This window comes from Sulfitobacter aestuariivivens, assembly GCF_014763045.1.
Classification (GTDB): Bacteria; Pseudomonadota; Alphaproteobacteria; order Rhodobacterales; family Rhodobacteraceae; genus Sulfitobacter; species Sulfitobacter aestuariivivens.
Genome location: NZ_JACTAG010000002.1, coordinates 1,318,783 through 1,332,395 on the forward strand (window position 1 = coordinate 1,318,783; position 13,613 = coordinate 1,332,395).

Here is a 13,613-nt window from a genome sequence, read left to right on the forward strand (position 1 = left end):
TCCCGCCTGTTGTGATCAAAGGAGCCTGCATGCCCGGTATCGACCCTGTTGACCTGACCGCCAAGCTGGTGCGCTGCGCGTCCGTCACGCCTGAAAACGATGGTGCGCTTGAGATATTAGAGGAGATGCTGACAGATGCCGGTTTCGATTGCGCCTGGGCCGATCGCGGCGGCATTCGCAATCTCTTTGCGCGTTGGGGAAAGAAGGGAAACACCAGATGTTTCGGGTTTAACGGTCACACTGATGTCGTGCCCATCGGAAACGAAGCGGACTGGACGATGCCCCCCTTTGGAGCCGAGATAAAGGACGGTATCATGTATGGGCGCGGCACCACGGATATGAAGTCTGGCGTTGCCGCCTTTACCGCAGCGGCGATGGATTTCGTCAAGAACAGCCCGCCTGACGGATCGATTGTCATCGCGATCACCGGCGACGAGGAAGGCGATGCTCTGGATGGGACCACCGCGTTGCTTGATCATATGGCAGAACAGGGCGAGCGGATGGATGTCTGTCTGGTGGGTGAACCAACCTGCCCCGATACGATGGGCCAGATGATGAAGATCGGGCGCCGCGGGTCGATGACGGCCTGGATCAAGGTCACAGGCGTACAGGGCCATTCAGCCTATCCGCATCGCGCCAACAATCCGCTGAGTGCGATGGTGCGCCTGATGGACACGCTGGCCAGCCATACGCTGGATGAGGGAACCGAACATTTCGATGCATCCACACTTGCCGTCGTGACGGTCGACACCGGAAATCCTGCGACGAACGTGATCCCGGCAAGCTGCTCTGCCGCAGTCAACATCCGGTTCAATGACGCACATTCAGGTGCAAGCCTGACCGCGTGGCTGAACGAGAAATGCGAAGAGGTCAAAGGCGCCTTTGGCGTGGACATCGACATGAAGGTCAAGATTTCGGGCGAAAGTTTTATCACGCCCCCCGGTGCGCTGTCAGATCTGGTGGCCAAATCGGTCGAGGCTGAAACCGGCGTAAAGCCCACGCTGTCGACCACCGGCGGCACGTCTGACGCCCGCTTTATCAAAGCGCATTGCCCCGTGGTCGAATTTGGTCTGGTCGGACAATCGATGCATCAAGTGGATGAACATGTGTCGGTCGAACACATCCGACAGCTCAAGGCGATCTATGGGCGCATCCTGCGGGACTATTTTGCGTGACGGTGTCCATTGACCTGACGGATGATCTGAAGACCTGTTTTGAATTGCGACGGGTGGTTTTCATCGAGGAACAGGGCGTTCCCGTTGAAGAAGAAATCGATGCACTTGATGTTGAAAGCCTGCATTTGCTTGCACGGGATGGCGACACGCCGGTTGGCACGGCGCGCGTTTATATTGCCGATGATATCGCCAAGATCGGGCGGGTGTGTGTGTTGAAGTCACATCGCGGCGCGGGTCTGGGGGCGGCGCTGATCATGGCTGCACTTGAGGTTTCGGCAGGCAAGGCGCGCACGGCTAAGCTGGGTGCGCAGCTCCACGCTTTGGGTTTTTATGAAACGCTTGGTTTTGCGGCGACAGGCCCCGTTTACGATGACGCCGGCATTGATCATCGGGACATGGTGCGGCCGCTGTGAGGCGCACATTGATCGTGATGATCAAGGAGCCCCGGCCCGGACGGGTCAAGACCCGGTTGGGACGCCAGATTGGTATGATTCCTGCCGCGTGGTGGTTTCGCCATCAGGTGAAAAGGCTGTTGCGGGATATCCGCGATCCGCGCTGGCAGGTGGTGCTGGCCGTGGCCCCGGACTTGGCGGGTTTGCACAGTCGGGTCTGGCCCGGTGATTTGCCGCGTTGGCCGCAGGGGCGGGGCGATCTTGGCGACCGCATGGCACGGATGCTGCGGTTGGGGCGAGGGGGGCCTGCCTGTGTGATCGGGGCGGATATTCCGGGCATCTCGCGCCGACATGTTGCCCGGGCCTTTGCGGCTTTGGGCGATCATGATGCGGTTTTTGGTCCTGCGCCCGATGGTGGGTATTGGCTGGTGGGGCTGAAACATCCCGCCAGACAGCCCGCAGGTTTCATGAAAGACATCCGCTGGTCCACGGAACACGCACTGACGGATACGATGGCGACGCTGCCGGATCACCGGATCGCACAGGTTGCTTGCCTGCACGACGTCGACACCGCTGACGATTTGCATGTGACGGCGGCGGGGGCGCGTGCTACCTCAGGGCAATGAGCAGAATTCCCACCAAAGCCGAGATCCTTGAATGGATCGAACAAAACCCCACGCTGACAGCCAAGCGCGATATTGCTAAGGCGTTCGGTATCAAGGGTGCCGCGCGCATTGACCTCAAGCGTATTCTCAAGGAGCTCGAAGCTGAGGGGCATCTGGAAAAACGCAAGAAGACCTATCAGGATCCCGACCGTCTGCCGCCGGTTTCCGTGCTGCTGGTGACCGGGCCGGATGGCGATGGCGATCTTTTCGCGAAACCGATGGAATGGCACGGCGAGGGGGTAGAGCCGCGCGTGCTGGTTATCCCGCGTGCAAGTGATCCGGCATTGGGCGAAGGCGACCGTATTCTTGCGCGGCTGACGCTGGTCAAGGATGAGCCGTATCATTACGAAGCGCGGCTGATCCGGCGGATTGGCACAAACCCCAAGCGCGTGCTGGGCATTTTTCGCAAGAAATCCGAAGGCGGGCGGATCGTGCCTATCGACAAGGGCGCAGACAAGGAATGGACTGTCGCCGCGGACGCCATGCACGGTGCCAAGGATGGCGAGTTGGTCGAGGCGGAGCAGGCCGGACCAAAGGGCCGCATGGGCCTGCCAAGTGCGCGGATCGTGGAGCGTCTGGGCGATCCTTCCGCCCCACGCGCGGTGTCGCTGATTGCAATCCACCAACACAGCATTCCCGATGCCTTCCCCGATAAGGTGGTCGAGGAAGCGGATGCGATGAAACCAGCCGATCTCAATGGCCGTGAAGACCTGCGTGATTTGCCACTGATCACCATCGACCCCAGCGATGCGCGGGATCATGACGATGCCTGTTATGCACACGCGGATGAGGATCCTAAGAACGAAGGCGGTCACATTCTTTGGGTCGCGATTGCCGATGTGGCCCATTATGTGCGCCCGGGAACGGCACTGGACCGTGAGGCCAAGAAACGCGGCAACTCAACCTATTTCCCGGATCGGGTTGTACCCATGCTGCCGGATCGGTTGTCGGGCGATTTATGTTCCCTGCACGAAGGGGTGCCGCGTGCCTGCGTGGCGGTGCGGATGGTGCTGGATGCCAAGGGGCAAAAACTGTCACACACGTTCCATCGTGGTCTCATGCGGTCCCCTGCTTCGCTGCACTACGAAGAGGTGCAGGAGGCAATTGACGGCAATCCCAATGACCGCTGCGGGCCGCTGTTGGAACCTGTCTTGCAGCCGCTCTATGCCTGTTATGAGGCTTTGCTCAAGGCGCGTGCAGCGCGCCAACCGCTGGAACTGGACCTTCCCGAGCGCCGGATCGAACTGGCCGAAGATGGCACGGTGAAATCCGTCAATTTCAAGGACCGTCTGGATGCGCATAAGCTGATCGAAGAATTCATGGTGCTGGCCAACGTGGCTGCGGCCGAGACACTGCTGAGCAAGAAAGTACCGCTGCTGTTTCGCATTCATGAAGAACCGCCAAAGGAAAAGCTGGACGCGCTGCGTGAAACGGCGCAGGCGGCAGGGTTCAATCTGGCCAAGGGACAGGTGCTCAGGACAGAACATCTCAACAGGTTGCTGAACGACGCTGCGGGGTCCGAAGATGCAGAGCTGATCAATCTGTCGACGCTGCGATCGATGACACAGGCGTATTATGGGCCGCAGCACATTGGGCATTTTGGCCTCGCGCTGAAGTCCTATGCGCATTTTACCTCGCCGATCCGGCGCTATTCTGACCTGATCGTTCACCGTGCATTGATCACGGCGCATGGCTGGGGCGACGACGGGCTGCGCGAGGAAGACATCGACCGGCTAGAGCAGACAGGCATGCACATCTCTGACACGGAGCGGCGGTCGATGGTGGCCGAACGGGATACAACCGACCGCTATCTGGCGTCCTATCTTAGCGACCGCGTGGGGGCCGAGTTTACCGGGCGCATCAGTGGCATTGCGCGTTTCGGGGTCTTTGTAAAACTGGATGAAACAGGCGCCGATGGGCTGCTGCCGATGCGTGCGCTGGGCCGCGAGTATTTCCACTATGATCGTGAGGATCAGACGTTGATGGGGGCGGACACCGGCCGGGTCATCAGTGTGGGCCAACGCGTCAAGGTCAAACTGGCCGAGGCGGTTCCCGTGACAGGTGGCATCGCGCTGGAGCTTCTGGAGATAGAGGACCAGAAGGTCGAGGGCGGAAGCCGCAGCCCGGCTGGGCATAGCTCCCGCCGCAAGCCTCACAAAGGCAAGCGCAAGGGCACCAAGCCTAAGCGCAAAGTGACACGACGTCGCCGTTAGGCGCGCGCATCGCCTGTTCCATCCGGTCAAGATAGCGACACAGGATCACATCCTCAGCAATCCGGGTCTTCAGCAGGGTCGATCCCGGGGTCGCCCGCATGGCGCCCAGCATCGCAGCGACGGAGGCATCTGCCGCTGTTGGGCGGTTTCCAAACAGGAAGCACCCGTGCCAAAGCCGCGTGGTGACTGCTTGCAGATCTGGTTCGATCCGCGCCAGCCGCTCTTTTGCGGTCAGCCGACCAAGGCCCTGCATATGCATGCCGCGCAGAACGCTTTTGCGCAGCCTGTTTGTTATGAAGCGGCGCAGCGGTTTGGGGATCATCTTGAAATAGGTATCGCGGACCTTGGGCCAAGTGCGGTCATCACCCCAGCGATCAAGAACGATGTGAAAATACATATGCTCTTCGGCCATGCGGATGAACGCGCGGGAGGTTGCGCGTTCCATATCTGAAAGGCCCGCGTCAAAGTCGTGGCCCTGGCCCTCGAGATATGCGCGGATGTCGTCACTGTCATGGATCAGTGTTTCTTCGACGCGGATCGCGGGCAGTTTCTGTTTGGGCATGGATCGGGGATCGAATGTGTCGGACCGCCCCCACGACTGACCGGACATATTCAGAAGCCAGATCGCCTTGGTGCAATAGGGGCTGGCTGAAGGTTGGCCGAAGGCAGGCGCATAGGTGATGAGTGTGATCATGGGAAGACTCCTTTATCGGTCGCTTTCTATCTGAGGCTGCTGTCAATTATTGGCAGTATGGTCTAGGCTTTTCCCATGACACGCACGCACCGACTGTTTCAGATGATGACGGCCCTGCGCCGCATGCCCGCACCCGTCCGTGCAGGGCAATTGGCGGATGAGCTGCATGTCTCGCTGCGCACGGTCTATCGCGACATTGACGCGCTGCGCGGTCTGGGGGCCGTCATCGACGGCGAGGCGGGTTTTGGCTACACCTTGATCGAAGACGCCACGCTGCCGCCCCTGGGGTTTGAGGATGACGAGCTTGAGGCATTGGTACTGGGCCTGCGTGACGTCGCGATCATTGGCGACCCGGCCCTTGCCAAGGCGGCCAATACGGCACTGGCCAAACTGACTGCCCGGGTCCCGCCGCGACAGGCCCACCGCTTGCAACACGCCATTCTTGACGCGCAACGGTTCATTCGCCCGGACTCGCCGCGCATTGACGCGGCCTATCTCAGATCAGCCACATGGGACGAAGAAACGGTCGCGTTCTCTTATGTTGACAAGAAAGGTGCGGCGACGACGCGCGAGGTTGACCCGCTGGGGCTGGTCTATTGGCAGGAAACGAATGTGCTTATGGCATGGTGCCATTTGCGGCACGACTACCGTGTGTTTCGACTGGACCGGATGGACGATCTGCGGCGCACCGGGGCAAGCTTCAGACCGCGCCGGGTGCCGATGCTGCGAGAGTTCACGCAAATGATGCGCGACGCGGTGGCGAAGAGCCGCGCGGCTGAGGGGTGATGGCTTTCTTGCTGCCTATTCAGGCAGTATCATCGCGCCAAAGAACGGACCGAAACAATTGGGGTCGATATGGGCAAACTGACAAGCATCATTCTGGGGCTGTCTATCGGATGGGCGGGCACTGTCAGCGCTATGGGACCAGATGCGTCATTGCGCCCGCCTGAGCGCGGCGACATCACCATTGTCGCAAATCCGACGCAGGCTGGATTGAAGGCATGGGTCCGGACGTTTCGGCCTGCTGCGCTGGCGGCGGGCCTGTCAGCAGACACCTATGACACAGCCATGCGGGACGTGACCTATCAGCCCGAGGTCGTGCGCCGGGATCGCAATCAGGCCGAATTTACCAAGACCGTGTGGGATTACCTTGATACTGCCGTATCTGATTTACGGGTCAGCAATGGCAAGGCGGCGCTTGCAAAATGGGACAAGACGCTGCGGGCGATCGAGGCCAAATACGGTGTCGAGAAAGAGATTGTGACGGCGATATGGGGTTTGGAAAGTGCCTATGGTACGTTCCGCGGTGAAGATTCAGTTCTCAATTCTCTGGCGACTCTGGCATATGAAGGACGCCGCGCCGCGTTCTTTGAAGCAGAGCTGTTGGCCGCGCTCAAAATACTGCAGGACGCGGATACGACCAAGGGGCGACTGAAAGGATCCTGGGCTGGCGCGATGGGCCATACGCAGTTCATGCCCTCCTCCTTTCAGAAGCTTGCCGTTGATTACGATGCGGACGGGCGGCGCAACATCTGGGGGGAAGATCCGTCAGATGCGCTCGCGTCGACTGCAGCATACCTCAAGCACTTTGGCTGGACGTATGGCCAACCCTGGGGGGTTGAGGTGAAGGTGCCCGAAGGATTTGATTATATGTTGGCACGGCGCACGCTTAAGAAAATGCCCAGTGACTGGGCTGTTCTGGGCGTGGTGCAACCGGACGGAAGCGCCGTGAGAGACCACGGTCTGGCGTCTGTTCTGCTGCCGGGGGGCGCGAACGGGGCGGCGTTCCTGATCTTTGGCAACTTTGAGGCGCTTGAAGCGTACAACACGGCGGACGCCTATGTGATTGGGGTCGGGCATCTTGCGGACCGGATCCGGGGTGAGGGGCCGATCAGACAAAGCTGGCCGCGCCACTTGCGGGTGCTGAGCTATGATGAGCGGATCGAATTGCAGAAACGGCTGACGGCGGCGGGGTTTGATACCGAAAAGATCGACGCCAAGATGGGGCCCCTTACCATCAATGCCATCCGGCGCTTTCAACAGGCGCAGGGCGTCTTGCCGGATGGATACCCGTCATTGCAGTTGCTGGAACGATTGCGGGCATTGTGACGGTGCGCGACGCGCGTCTGCGACGACGCCCCGCCCACCGTCCCGCAGGTCTGTCATAGCAGGAACACCCGACTGGTCAGGAAGCCGCCTTGAGCATGTCCTTGTCTTTGAGATCGGCATAGGTTGCGTCCAGGGCCTTGCGCGCGCGGGTGGCGAACACCTCGATCTCTTCCGGTGTGATCACCAGAGGTGGTGAGATCACCATGCGGTCCCCCACATGCCGCATCACCAGATTGTTGGCAAAGCAGTGCTCGCGGCACATGTAGCCCACGTCGCCCTTGGGCGAGGCAAAGGCGGCGCGGCTTTCCTTGTGCGGCGTCAGCGCGATGGAGGCCATCATGCCAGAGCGCGCGGTTTCCCCGACCAGCGGATGATCTTCCAGCGCGGACAGCGCATTTTGCAGGGCGGGGGCCGCCACGTTGCGAATGTGATCCAGCATGTTTTCTTCATGCATGATGCGGAGATTTTCCAAGGCCACCGCAGCGCAGACCGGGTGACCGGAATAGGTGTAGCCATGGCTGAATTCGCAGGCGTTGATGACCTTCGCGACCTTGTCATTCACAATGGATGCACCAATGGGCGCGTAGCCCGAGGACAGACCTTTTGCGACGGTCATGATGTCGGGAATAATGTCGAATGTTTGCGCGCCAAACCAGTTTCCGGTGCGCCCAAAACCGCAGATGACCTCGTCGGCAATCAGCAACACGTCGTGCTTGCGGCAAATGCGCTGGATCTCTGGCCAGTACGTGCTTGGCGGGATGATGACCCCGCCCGCACCCTGAACCGGCTCTCCGATGAATGCCGCAACATTCTCGGCACCCAGCTCAAGGATCTTTTCCTCAAGTTCGCGTGCACGCGCCAGCCCAAAGTCTTCGCGCGTCATGTCGCCGCCTTCGGACCACCAGTCGGGCTGACCGATATGATGGATGCCCGGAATAGGCATCCCGCCCTGTTCGTGAATATAGGTCATCCCACCAAGCGATCCCGACCCCATGGACGACCCGTGATAGGCATTCTTGCGGCTGATCACGTGGCTTTTTTCGGGTTTGCCCAGTTCCGCCCAATAGGTCCGCACCATGCGCAGGTTCGTATCATTTGCCTCTGACCCCGAACCGGCAAAGAACACGTGGTTCAGATCGCCCGGCGCCAGATCGGCCAGTTCCTTGGCCAAGGCGATGCCCGGGACATGCGTGGTTTGGAAGAAGGTGTTGTAGTAGGGCAATTCGTTCATCTGCCGCGCGGCGACCTGACCCATTTCCGGGCGACCATAACCAAGGTTCACGCACCACAGACCTGCCATCGCGTCGAGGATCTCGTTGCCATCTGTATCGGTTAGGTAGACGCCTTTGGCCCGTGCGATAACCCGGACACCCTTGGCGGTCAGATCATCATTGGTCGTAAAGGGATGCATGTGATGCGCCGCGTCCAGCGCCTGAAGTTCAGCAGTGGGCAGGTGGTTTGAGATCGTGGACATGGTCGCCCCTTTCACAGTGAAATTTATCGCCGCCAAAATATGATCAAATTATCGGAAGTCAATCAGAGGACACGGGCCCATTGCCGTCAGAGAGGGCTTCGCGGATTTGCCGTGTGCCTTGGGCCACGTCCTCTGCCATGGCCTGTCGCGCGGCATCGACATCGCCCGACTCCAGTGCGGCCAGTAAATCGGCGTGTTTGTCGGGCAGGTTCGATGTGCCAAAGCGGCCACAGACAACCCTCAGTGACGGTCCGAACCGCAGCCAAAGGCGATCTACGGTGGCGGCCATGATCGGCGCATCGGCACTTGCGTAAATATAGGCATGAAACCGATAGTTATGCGTAAGGTATCCGCCAATATTGCCGGTGGCGATCGCCGCATTCAGATCGGCGTCGACGGCCCGCAATGTATCGATATGCTGTGCCGTCATGCGGTGCGCAGCGCGCCCTGTCAGCTCAGGCTCCAGCGCGCTGCGCATGAAACCAAGCTCATCCACACCTTCCGGAGTGAGTTCGGGCACACAGACCCGGCGATTTCCCTGATGGGTCAATGCCCCTTCAGCGATCAGACGTCTGAGCGCCTCGCGCACGGGCGTCATGCCTGCACCAAGCTCTGACACAAGCCCCTGGATCGTCACGGCCTGACCGGGCGCCAGATCGCCAAAGAGGATCATCGCGCGCAAATTTTCATAAACACTTTGATGGGCGGGTGTCTTGCCAGTTTCGGTTTCGGCAAACGGATTGGGAGCCGGAATGGTTTCTATGTTCATTGCCTCGCCCACACCTCTTGTTATCGCCCGCCACTGTCAGATGCAGGCCCCTACGGGCGCAACCATAAATCATCTTGCTGTATCGTGCAAAACTTGATCAAATTGCATCCAATCAGGGATGCTGGTCCACGGTGTGTCACGTGTAAGGGCTCGTGAGTATGCGATGGGGATGCCGCGATCGGGCAGGGTGCCCGTGGCATGGCCAACTGCCGCTCTTGTATCAGGTGCAGTCACGATAACGGACAGGTGGTGATATGAAACGGATTTACCCCGACTTTACCTACAGCGACGCGCCGCGTGCCGGGTGTTGGTGGGATCACACCTGTGACGCACCTGATCGGGATGCATTGCAGGGCCATCACAGTTGCGATGTTGCGATCATCGGGGGCGGCTTTACCGGTGTGTCCGCTGCGCTGCATCTGGCCAAAGCCGGTGTCGACGCGCGGGTGCTGGAAAGCCGGTATGTGGGATTTGGCGCATCCGGGCGCAATGGCGGGTTTTGCTGTCTGGGCGGTGGCCGACTGGACGATGCAGGACTTGAACGGCGCGTCGGTGTCGAGGGCCGGACAGAATGGCGGCAGGCTGAACTGGCGTCAGTCGCCTTTGTCGAGGATCTGATCAATCAGTATGGGATAGACGTAGACCGGCATTCGGACGGTGAGACGCAGTTCGCCCACCGTTCGCGCGACTTTGCCACACTGCGCGCGGAGGTGGACCGCGTTGGTGAGGTTTATGGCCTGAATGCGCGCCTGACGGCTGCCGCAGATCTGCAATCCGAAGGCATGAATGCGGGATTTCACGGTGCGTTGACCCTTCCGGCCGGGTTCGGGTTGAACCCACGCAAATACATTCTGGGACTGGCTGCAGCCGCAGAAGCAGCAGGCGCAACCCTTTATCACGGCAGCGGGGTAACACAGATCACGCGCTCCGGTGGCAGGTATCAGCTGGCAACCCCCGCCGGTGTTTTGAGTGCGGACAAGCTGATCATCGCAACAAATGGGTATTCGTCCGAGGACCTGCCCGACTGGCTGGCCGGGCGTTATATGCCGACACAATCCAGCATTATCGTCACCCGACCACTGACCCAAACCGAGTTGGGCGCACAGGGCTGGACCTCAGGACAGGCATCTTACGACACGCGCAAGCTGCTTCACTATTTTCGGCTGATGCCAGACAACCGTATGCTGTTTGGCGTGCGCGGCGGGGTGATGGCCACACCGGGGTCAGAGGCACGGGTACTTCGACGGGCGCGTGCGGATTTCGAGCACATGTTCCCGGCCTGGAAAGAAGTTGAAACACCATACAGCTGGTCCGGCATGGTCTGCGTTGCGCGCAATCGCATGCCGTTTGTGGGGCCGGTCCCGGGCCTGCCGGGAGCATTCGCCAGCATGTGCTATCACGGCAATGGCGTCGCGATGGCGAGCTATTCTGGCGGATTGCTGGCCGATCTTGTTCAGGGCAATGAGCCAAAACAGATATACCCAAGGATCGTGCAGCGCCCTTTGGAAAAATTCGAACTTGGTCGCTTTCGGCGCGCTGTGATGCCGCTTGTTTATGCGACTTTCTCCCTTTCAGATCGCTAGATCGGATCACGCAGGCCGGTTACTGTGCTGGCCAGAACCGCGGTCCCGCCCTCCAGGATGAGGATGGTCTGACCGTCCTGTATCCGGGCTTCGACAATGCCTGCATAGGTTTCGGCAGGGTCGGTCAGGATCAGATCACTGGCGGCATAGCTTTCGATTTCAAAAGAATAGACACCGTTTGGAAAAGGCGTGCCATCGTCTGAAACGCCTGCCCATTGCACAGGGTCTGTCGACAGGGGAATGGATTGGCGCTGCACCTCCAGTCCGGTTTCGTCATAGACGACCAGAAACACCTCATCTGCGGCGGCGGCCGGATTTGGATTGATTGTCACCGGAGTGCCATCAAAGGTGACCGGCGCCGTGGTCAGTGCTTCCATCCCGATCCAGCCGGACATTTGCGCCATGTTTCCAGACCCGAACTGGGCCGACAACGCGGCCAGAAGGTCATTGGACATAACCTGTTGTTCCACCATGGAAAACTGTGCCAATTGCGCTGCGTACTCGCTTGAGTCTATCGGCTCCAGCGGGTCCTGATAGCGTGCTTGCGTGGTAAGCATCCGCAGAAAAGTTTCAAAGTCGGACGACAAGACAGGGTTCGACGCCACAGGTGTCGGGGGTGTGGGCGTGACGGGTGCGGTACTTGTGGGGGCGATCATCAAAACGGTCCTTTATATGCGCAGATCAAGGCCCGTCATCGGGCCGTTTTGAACATGGCTGGGGGGAAGGTCTTGCAGTTCGACCTCAACGAAAGCGGGGGCAACTTGGGCAGATGTTTCTTGCCCCTTTGGGTGGCGGTCGCCGCCCTTGTTGGCAAAGGAAAAGGTAACATCCTCATATCCTAATGCCCTGAATTCTTGGCCCAGCTGATCAATATGGCGGCGCATCAGATCAAGCGTTTCAGGCCGCTCTGTCAGCAAAGTGACCACGATCCCGGTATCCGCCATCTGGAGTGCCATACGCACACGGCCCAATTCCTGAGGGTTCAGGGAAAGTTCGACCGACCTCCCGTGCGACTTTGCCAACCCCTCAGCCAGCTGTCGTGCGATCATCGGGGGCAGGTCTGGCCGCGATAGGAAGGACGGTGGTAGCGGGCCCGCAATTCCTGCGATGTCCCGTGGTGTCGAATATGACAGGTCCCGCGCGCGAATCTCTGAGGCATCTAATTCAGCGTCTGCAGCCGAGACAGCATGCAAGCCCGGCGTGATCTGCTTGGGCGACGGCACATCAGTTTTGGCGGGCTGCGTTGGCACCATAGCCTTTGCAGTGGCGCCCTGCGCCTGCATATCTGCCCGGATCGCACGATCAAATATCGGGCTGTCATTGCGCCGCCTTTCCGCGCGGCCACTTGAATGCCTATCTGCGGACGCCCCAGCGATTTTTGCCGCAATGCCCGCCAAGGGCTGCACGATCCCTGCTTTCACTTGGGTACGCGGCTTGTGATCAGCGGGCACCAGATCACCGGTAGTGTCCGGATAGGCACCCTGCGTTGGTCGACGTGTCGTTACTGATTTCAACCCGGCAAGCTTATTGTCAGCGAAGGTCATCTGATCAGATTTTTTGGCCGAAACTTGCGCAACTTGTGGTGTTTTGGGCTCAGATGGCATCGATGTTGAGCCCGGCACATATATTGGGTGCTGCGAAACACCAGCCTTGCTTGCCACATCCGTCAATCGTGTCTGAACATCCTGTGATTGACCGGCTGTGTTCGGTCGCACGGCCTTCGCGGGGACGTCAGGGCGCTCGATTCGGTTCTCGGGGCCGGCCCTGCCCTGCCCAAACAGGGCACCCTTGTGTATCGATGTCCCGACTATCACCGCGCCACTGAGGTGATCTGCATCCGTTTGGATCGCTTTTGCGCGCCCACTCGCGGAAAGGTCTGATGTCTTGCGATGCGACGGCGGAGTGGTAACTTGCCCCGCTTGTTTGACAAAGCTGGCGCCAATCCACCTGTCGTTATTGTCAGTTTGGGGGGGGATCTTGGCCGTAAGATCACCCATTTCCGACGCTGGCCTAGCGAGATTTTGCGATGTTCCAAGAATTGCGCCCGCTGCCAGTTGCGGCACATGGCCACCCGGCCAATTTTTGTCACGCGAAAAAGATGACAGAGCACCAACCCCTTGATCATTGTCAGCAGGGCTCTCCGGTTTTGCCGATGCGACCCCCGTTGGCTCCGCACTTTCCGGTCTCGTACCGGGCAGATCTTTTTCAGGCCGCGACGCGGTTTCGGTGATTTGGGTGTCAGATGCATCAGACGGTCGTGGCGCGCCATTATCGTCGTCACCCTTCGCATCAGGTTGCATCACCGCGTCCGGTGGCGGTGTGGCAGCGTTTGCTTGTGCATCCGCTTCGCTGCCATCCAGCACATTCGAAAACAGCAGGTCTTCCTGGCGTTCTGAAAAGATGACTGCGACGCTTGCCTGTTGTTCTCCGCCAAGGACGAAATTTTTGGCGGCAGGTATATTGGGCAGAAATGAAAACAGGTGCAAAGCGACTCTCCGGAAATTCTGCGCGGTTGAGTGCACTATCTGCGGACATCCTT

At 59.5% G+C, this 13,613-nt stretch carries 12 protein-coding genes; 7 read left to right on the plus strand and 5 right to left on the minus strand.

Annotated elements, in window-relative coordinates:
- The first annotated feature begins 29 nt into the window (after window positions 1–29).
- Genes dapE through rnr form a run of 4 tightly spaced genes read left to right on the plus strand, consistent with a single transcriptional unit; the run spans window position 30 to window position 4,445 of the window.
- Entirely contained in the window at window positions 30–1,175 is a 1,146-nt protein-coding gene (gene dapE / locus H9Q16_RS16240) for a succinyl-diaminopimelate desuccinylase (protein ID WP_191076456.1), read from the plus strand.
- Entirely contained in the window at window positions 1,172–1,588 is a 417-nt protein-coding gene (locus tag H9Q16_RS16245; protein ID WP_191076457.1) for a GNAT family N-acetyltransferase, read from the plus strand. Before dapE ends, H9Q16_RS16245 begins: the two co-directional genes overlap by 4 nt.
- Complete coding sequence (locus H9Q16_RS16250; protein WP_191076458.1) at window positions 1,585–2,193, plus strand: TIGR04282 family arsenosugar biosynthesis glycosyltransferase; 609 nt, start codon at window positions 1,585–1,587, stop codon at window positions 2,191–2,193. Before H9Q16_RS16245 ends, H9Q16_RS16250 begins: the two co-directional genes overlap by 4 nt.
- A complete protein-coding gene (rnr, locus tag H9Q16_RS16255; protein ID WP_191076459.1) occupies window positions 2,190–4,445 on the plus strand; it encodes a ribonuclease R in 2,256 nt (751 codons plus the stop codon). The genes H9Q16_RS16250 and rnr overlap by 4 nt, the downstream gene beginning before the upstream one ends.
- Here the strand turns inward: rnr and H9Q16_RS16260 are convergent.
- Window positions 4,414–5,139, minus strand: coding sequence for a glutathione S-transferase family protein (locus tag H9Q16_RS16260; RefSeq protein ID WP_191076460.1), 726 nt, complete (start codon window positions 5,137–5,139; stop codon window positions 4,414–4,416). The genes rnr and H9Q16_RS16260 overlap by 32 nt on opposite strands.
- Before the next feature lie 75 nt (window positions 5,140–5,214).
- Between H9Q16_RS16260 and H9Q16_RS16265 the strand changes: the two genes are divergently transcribed.
- Together H9Q16_RS16265 and H9Q16_RS16270 are read left to right on the plus strand one after the other, a co-directional pair.
- Window positions 5,215–5,925, plus strand: coding sequence for a helix-turn-helix transcriptional regulator (locus H9Q16_RS16265; protein ID WP_191076461.1), 711 nt, complete (start codon window positions 5,215–5,217; stop codon window positions 5,923–5,925).
- Window positions 5,926–5,994: 69 nt separating this feature from the next.
- The gene (locus H9Q16_RS16270) at window positions 5,995–7,248 is read left to right on the plus strand and encodes a lytic murein transglycosylase (RefSeq protein WP_191076462.1); all 1,254 of its coding nucleotides are present in this window, start codon (window positions 5,995–5,997) and stop codon (window positions 7,246–7,248) included.
- 76 nt (window positions 7,249–7,324) lie between these two features.
- Here H9Q16_RS16270 and H9Q16_RS16275 read toward each other — a convergent pair whose 3' ends face one another.
- Complete coding sequence (locus tag H9Q16_RS16275) at window positions 7,325–8,722, minus strand: aspartate aminotransferase family protein (RefSeq protein WP_191076463.1); 1,398 nt, start codon at window positions 8,720–8,722, stop codon at window positions 7,325–7,327.
- Window positions 8,723–8,780: 58 nt separating this feature from the next.
- Window positions 8,781–9,491 (minus strand): GntR family transcriptional regulator, encoded by a 711-nt coding sequence (locus H9Q16_RS16280; protein WP_191076464.1) that lies wholly within the window; start codon window positions 9,489–9,491, stop codon window positions 8,781–8,783.
- A gap of 254 nt (window positions 9,492–9,745) precedes the next feature.
- Between H9Q16_RS16280 and H9Q16_RS16285 the strand changes: the two genes are divergently transcribed.
- Window positions 9,746–11,074, plus strand: a complete 1,329-nt coding sequence (locus H9Q16_RS16285; RefSeq protein ID WP_191076465.1) for an NAD(P)/FAD-dependent oxidoreductase — start codon at window positions 9,746–9,748, stop codon at window positions 11,072–11,074.
- On the opposite strand, the gene H9Q16_RS16290 is transcribed toward H9Q16_RS16285, so the two are convergent.
- Window positions 11,071–11,730: a flagellar hook capping FlgD N-terminal domain-containing protein gene (locus H9Q16_RS16290; RefSeq protein ID WP_191076466.1), complete on the minus strand. Its 660-nt coding sequence runs from the start codon at window positions 11,728–11,730 to the stop codon at window positions 11,071–11,073. The two genes, H9Q16_RS16285 and H9Q16_RS16290, sit on opposite strands and share 4 nt — an antisense overlap.
- 12 nt (window positions 11,731–11,742) lie before the next feature.
- Window positions 11,743–12,618, minus strand: a complete 876-nt coding sequence (locus H9Q16_RS16295; protein WP_191076467.1) for a flagellar hook-length control protein FliK — start codon at window positions 12,616–12,618, stop codon at window positions 11,743–11,745.
- Window positions 12,619–13,613: the final 995 nt, after the last annotated feature.

What these genes read in the sequence shown, in the direction of transcription:
- dapE (WP_191076456.1), top strand. Translation starts at nt 30, where the DNA reads ATGCCCGGTATCGACCCTGTTGACCTGACCGCCAAGCTGGTGCGCTGC.
- rnr (WP_191076459.1), top strand. Translation starts at nt 2,190, where the DNA reads ATGAGCAGAATTCCCACCAAAGCCGAGATCCTTGAATGGATCGAACAA.
- H9Q16_RS16260 (WP_191076460.1), bottom strand. Translation starts at nt 5,139, where the DNA reads ATGATCACACTCATCACCTATGCGCCTGCCTTCGGCCAACCTTCAGCC.
- H9Q16_RS16265 (WP_191076461.1), top strand. Translation starts at nt 5,215, where the DNA reads ATGACACGCACGCACCGACTGTTTCAGATGATGACGGCCCTGCGCCGC.
- H9Q16_RS16270 (WP_191076462.1), top strand. Translation starts at nt 5,995, where the DNA reads ATGGGCAAACTGACAAGCATCATTCTGGGGCTGTCTATCGGATGGGCG.
- H9Q16_RS16275 (WP_191076463.1), bottom strand. Translation starts at nt 8,722, where the DNA reads ATGTCCACGATCTCAAACCACCTGCCCACTGCTGAACTTCAGGCGCTG.
- H9Q16_RS16280 (WP_191076464.1), bottom strand. Translation starts at nt 9,491, where the DNA reads ATGAACATAGAAACCATTCCGGCTCCCAATCCGTTTGCCGAAACCGAA.
- H9Q16_RS16285 (WP_191076465.1), top strand. Translation starts at nt 9,746, where the DNA reads ATGAAACGGATTTACCCCGACTTTACCTACAGCGACGCGCCGCGTGCC.
- H9Q16_RS16290 (WP_191076466.1), bottom strand. Translation starts at nt 11,730, where the DNA reads ATGATCGCCCCCACAAGTACCGCACCCGTCACGCCCACACCCCCGACA.
- H9Q16_RS16295 (WP_191076467.1), bottom strand. Translation starts at nt 12,618, where the DNA reads ATGACCTTCGCTGACAATAAGCTTGCCGGGTTGAAATCAGTAACGACA.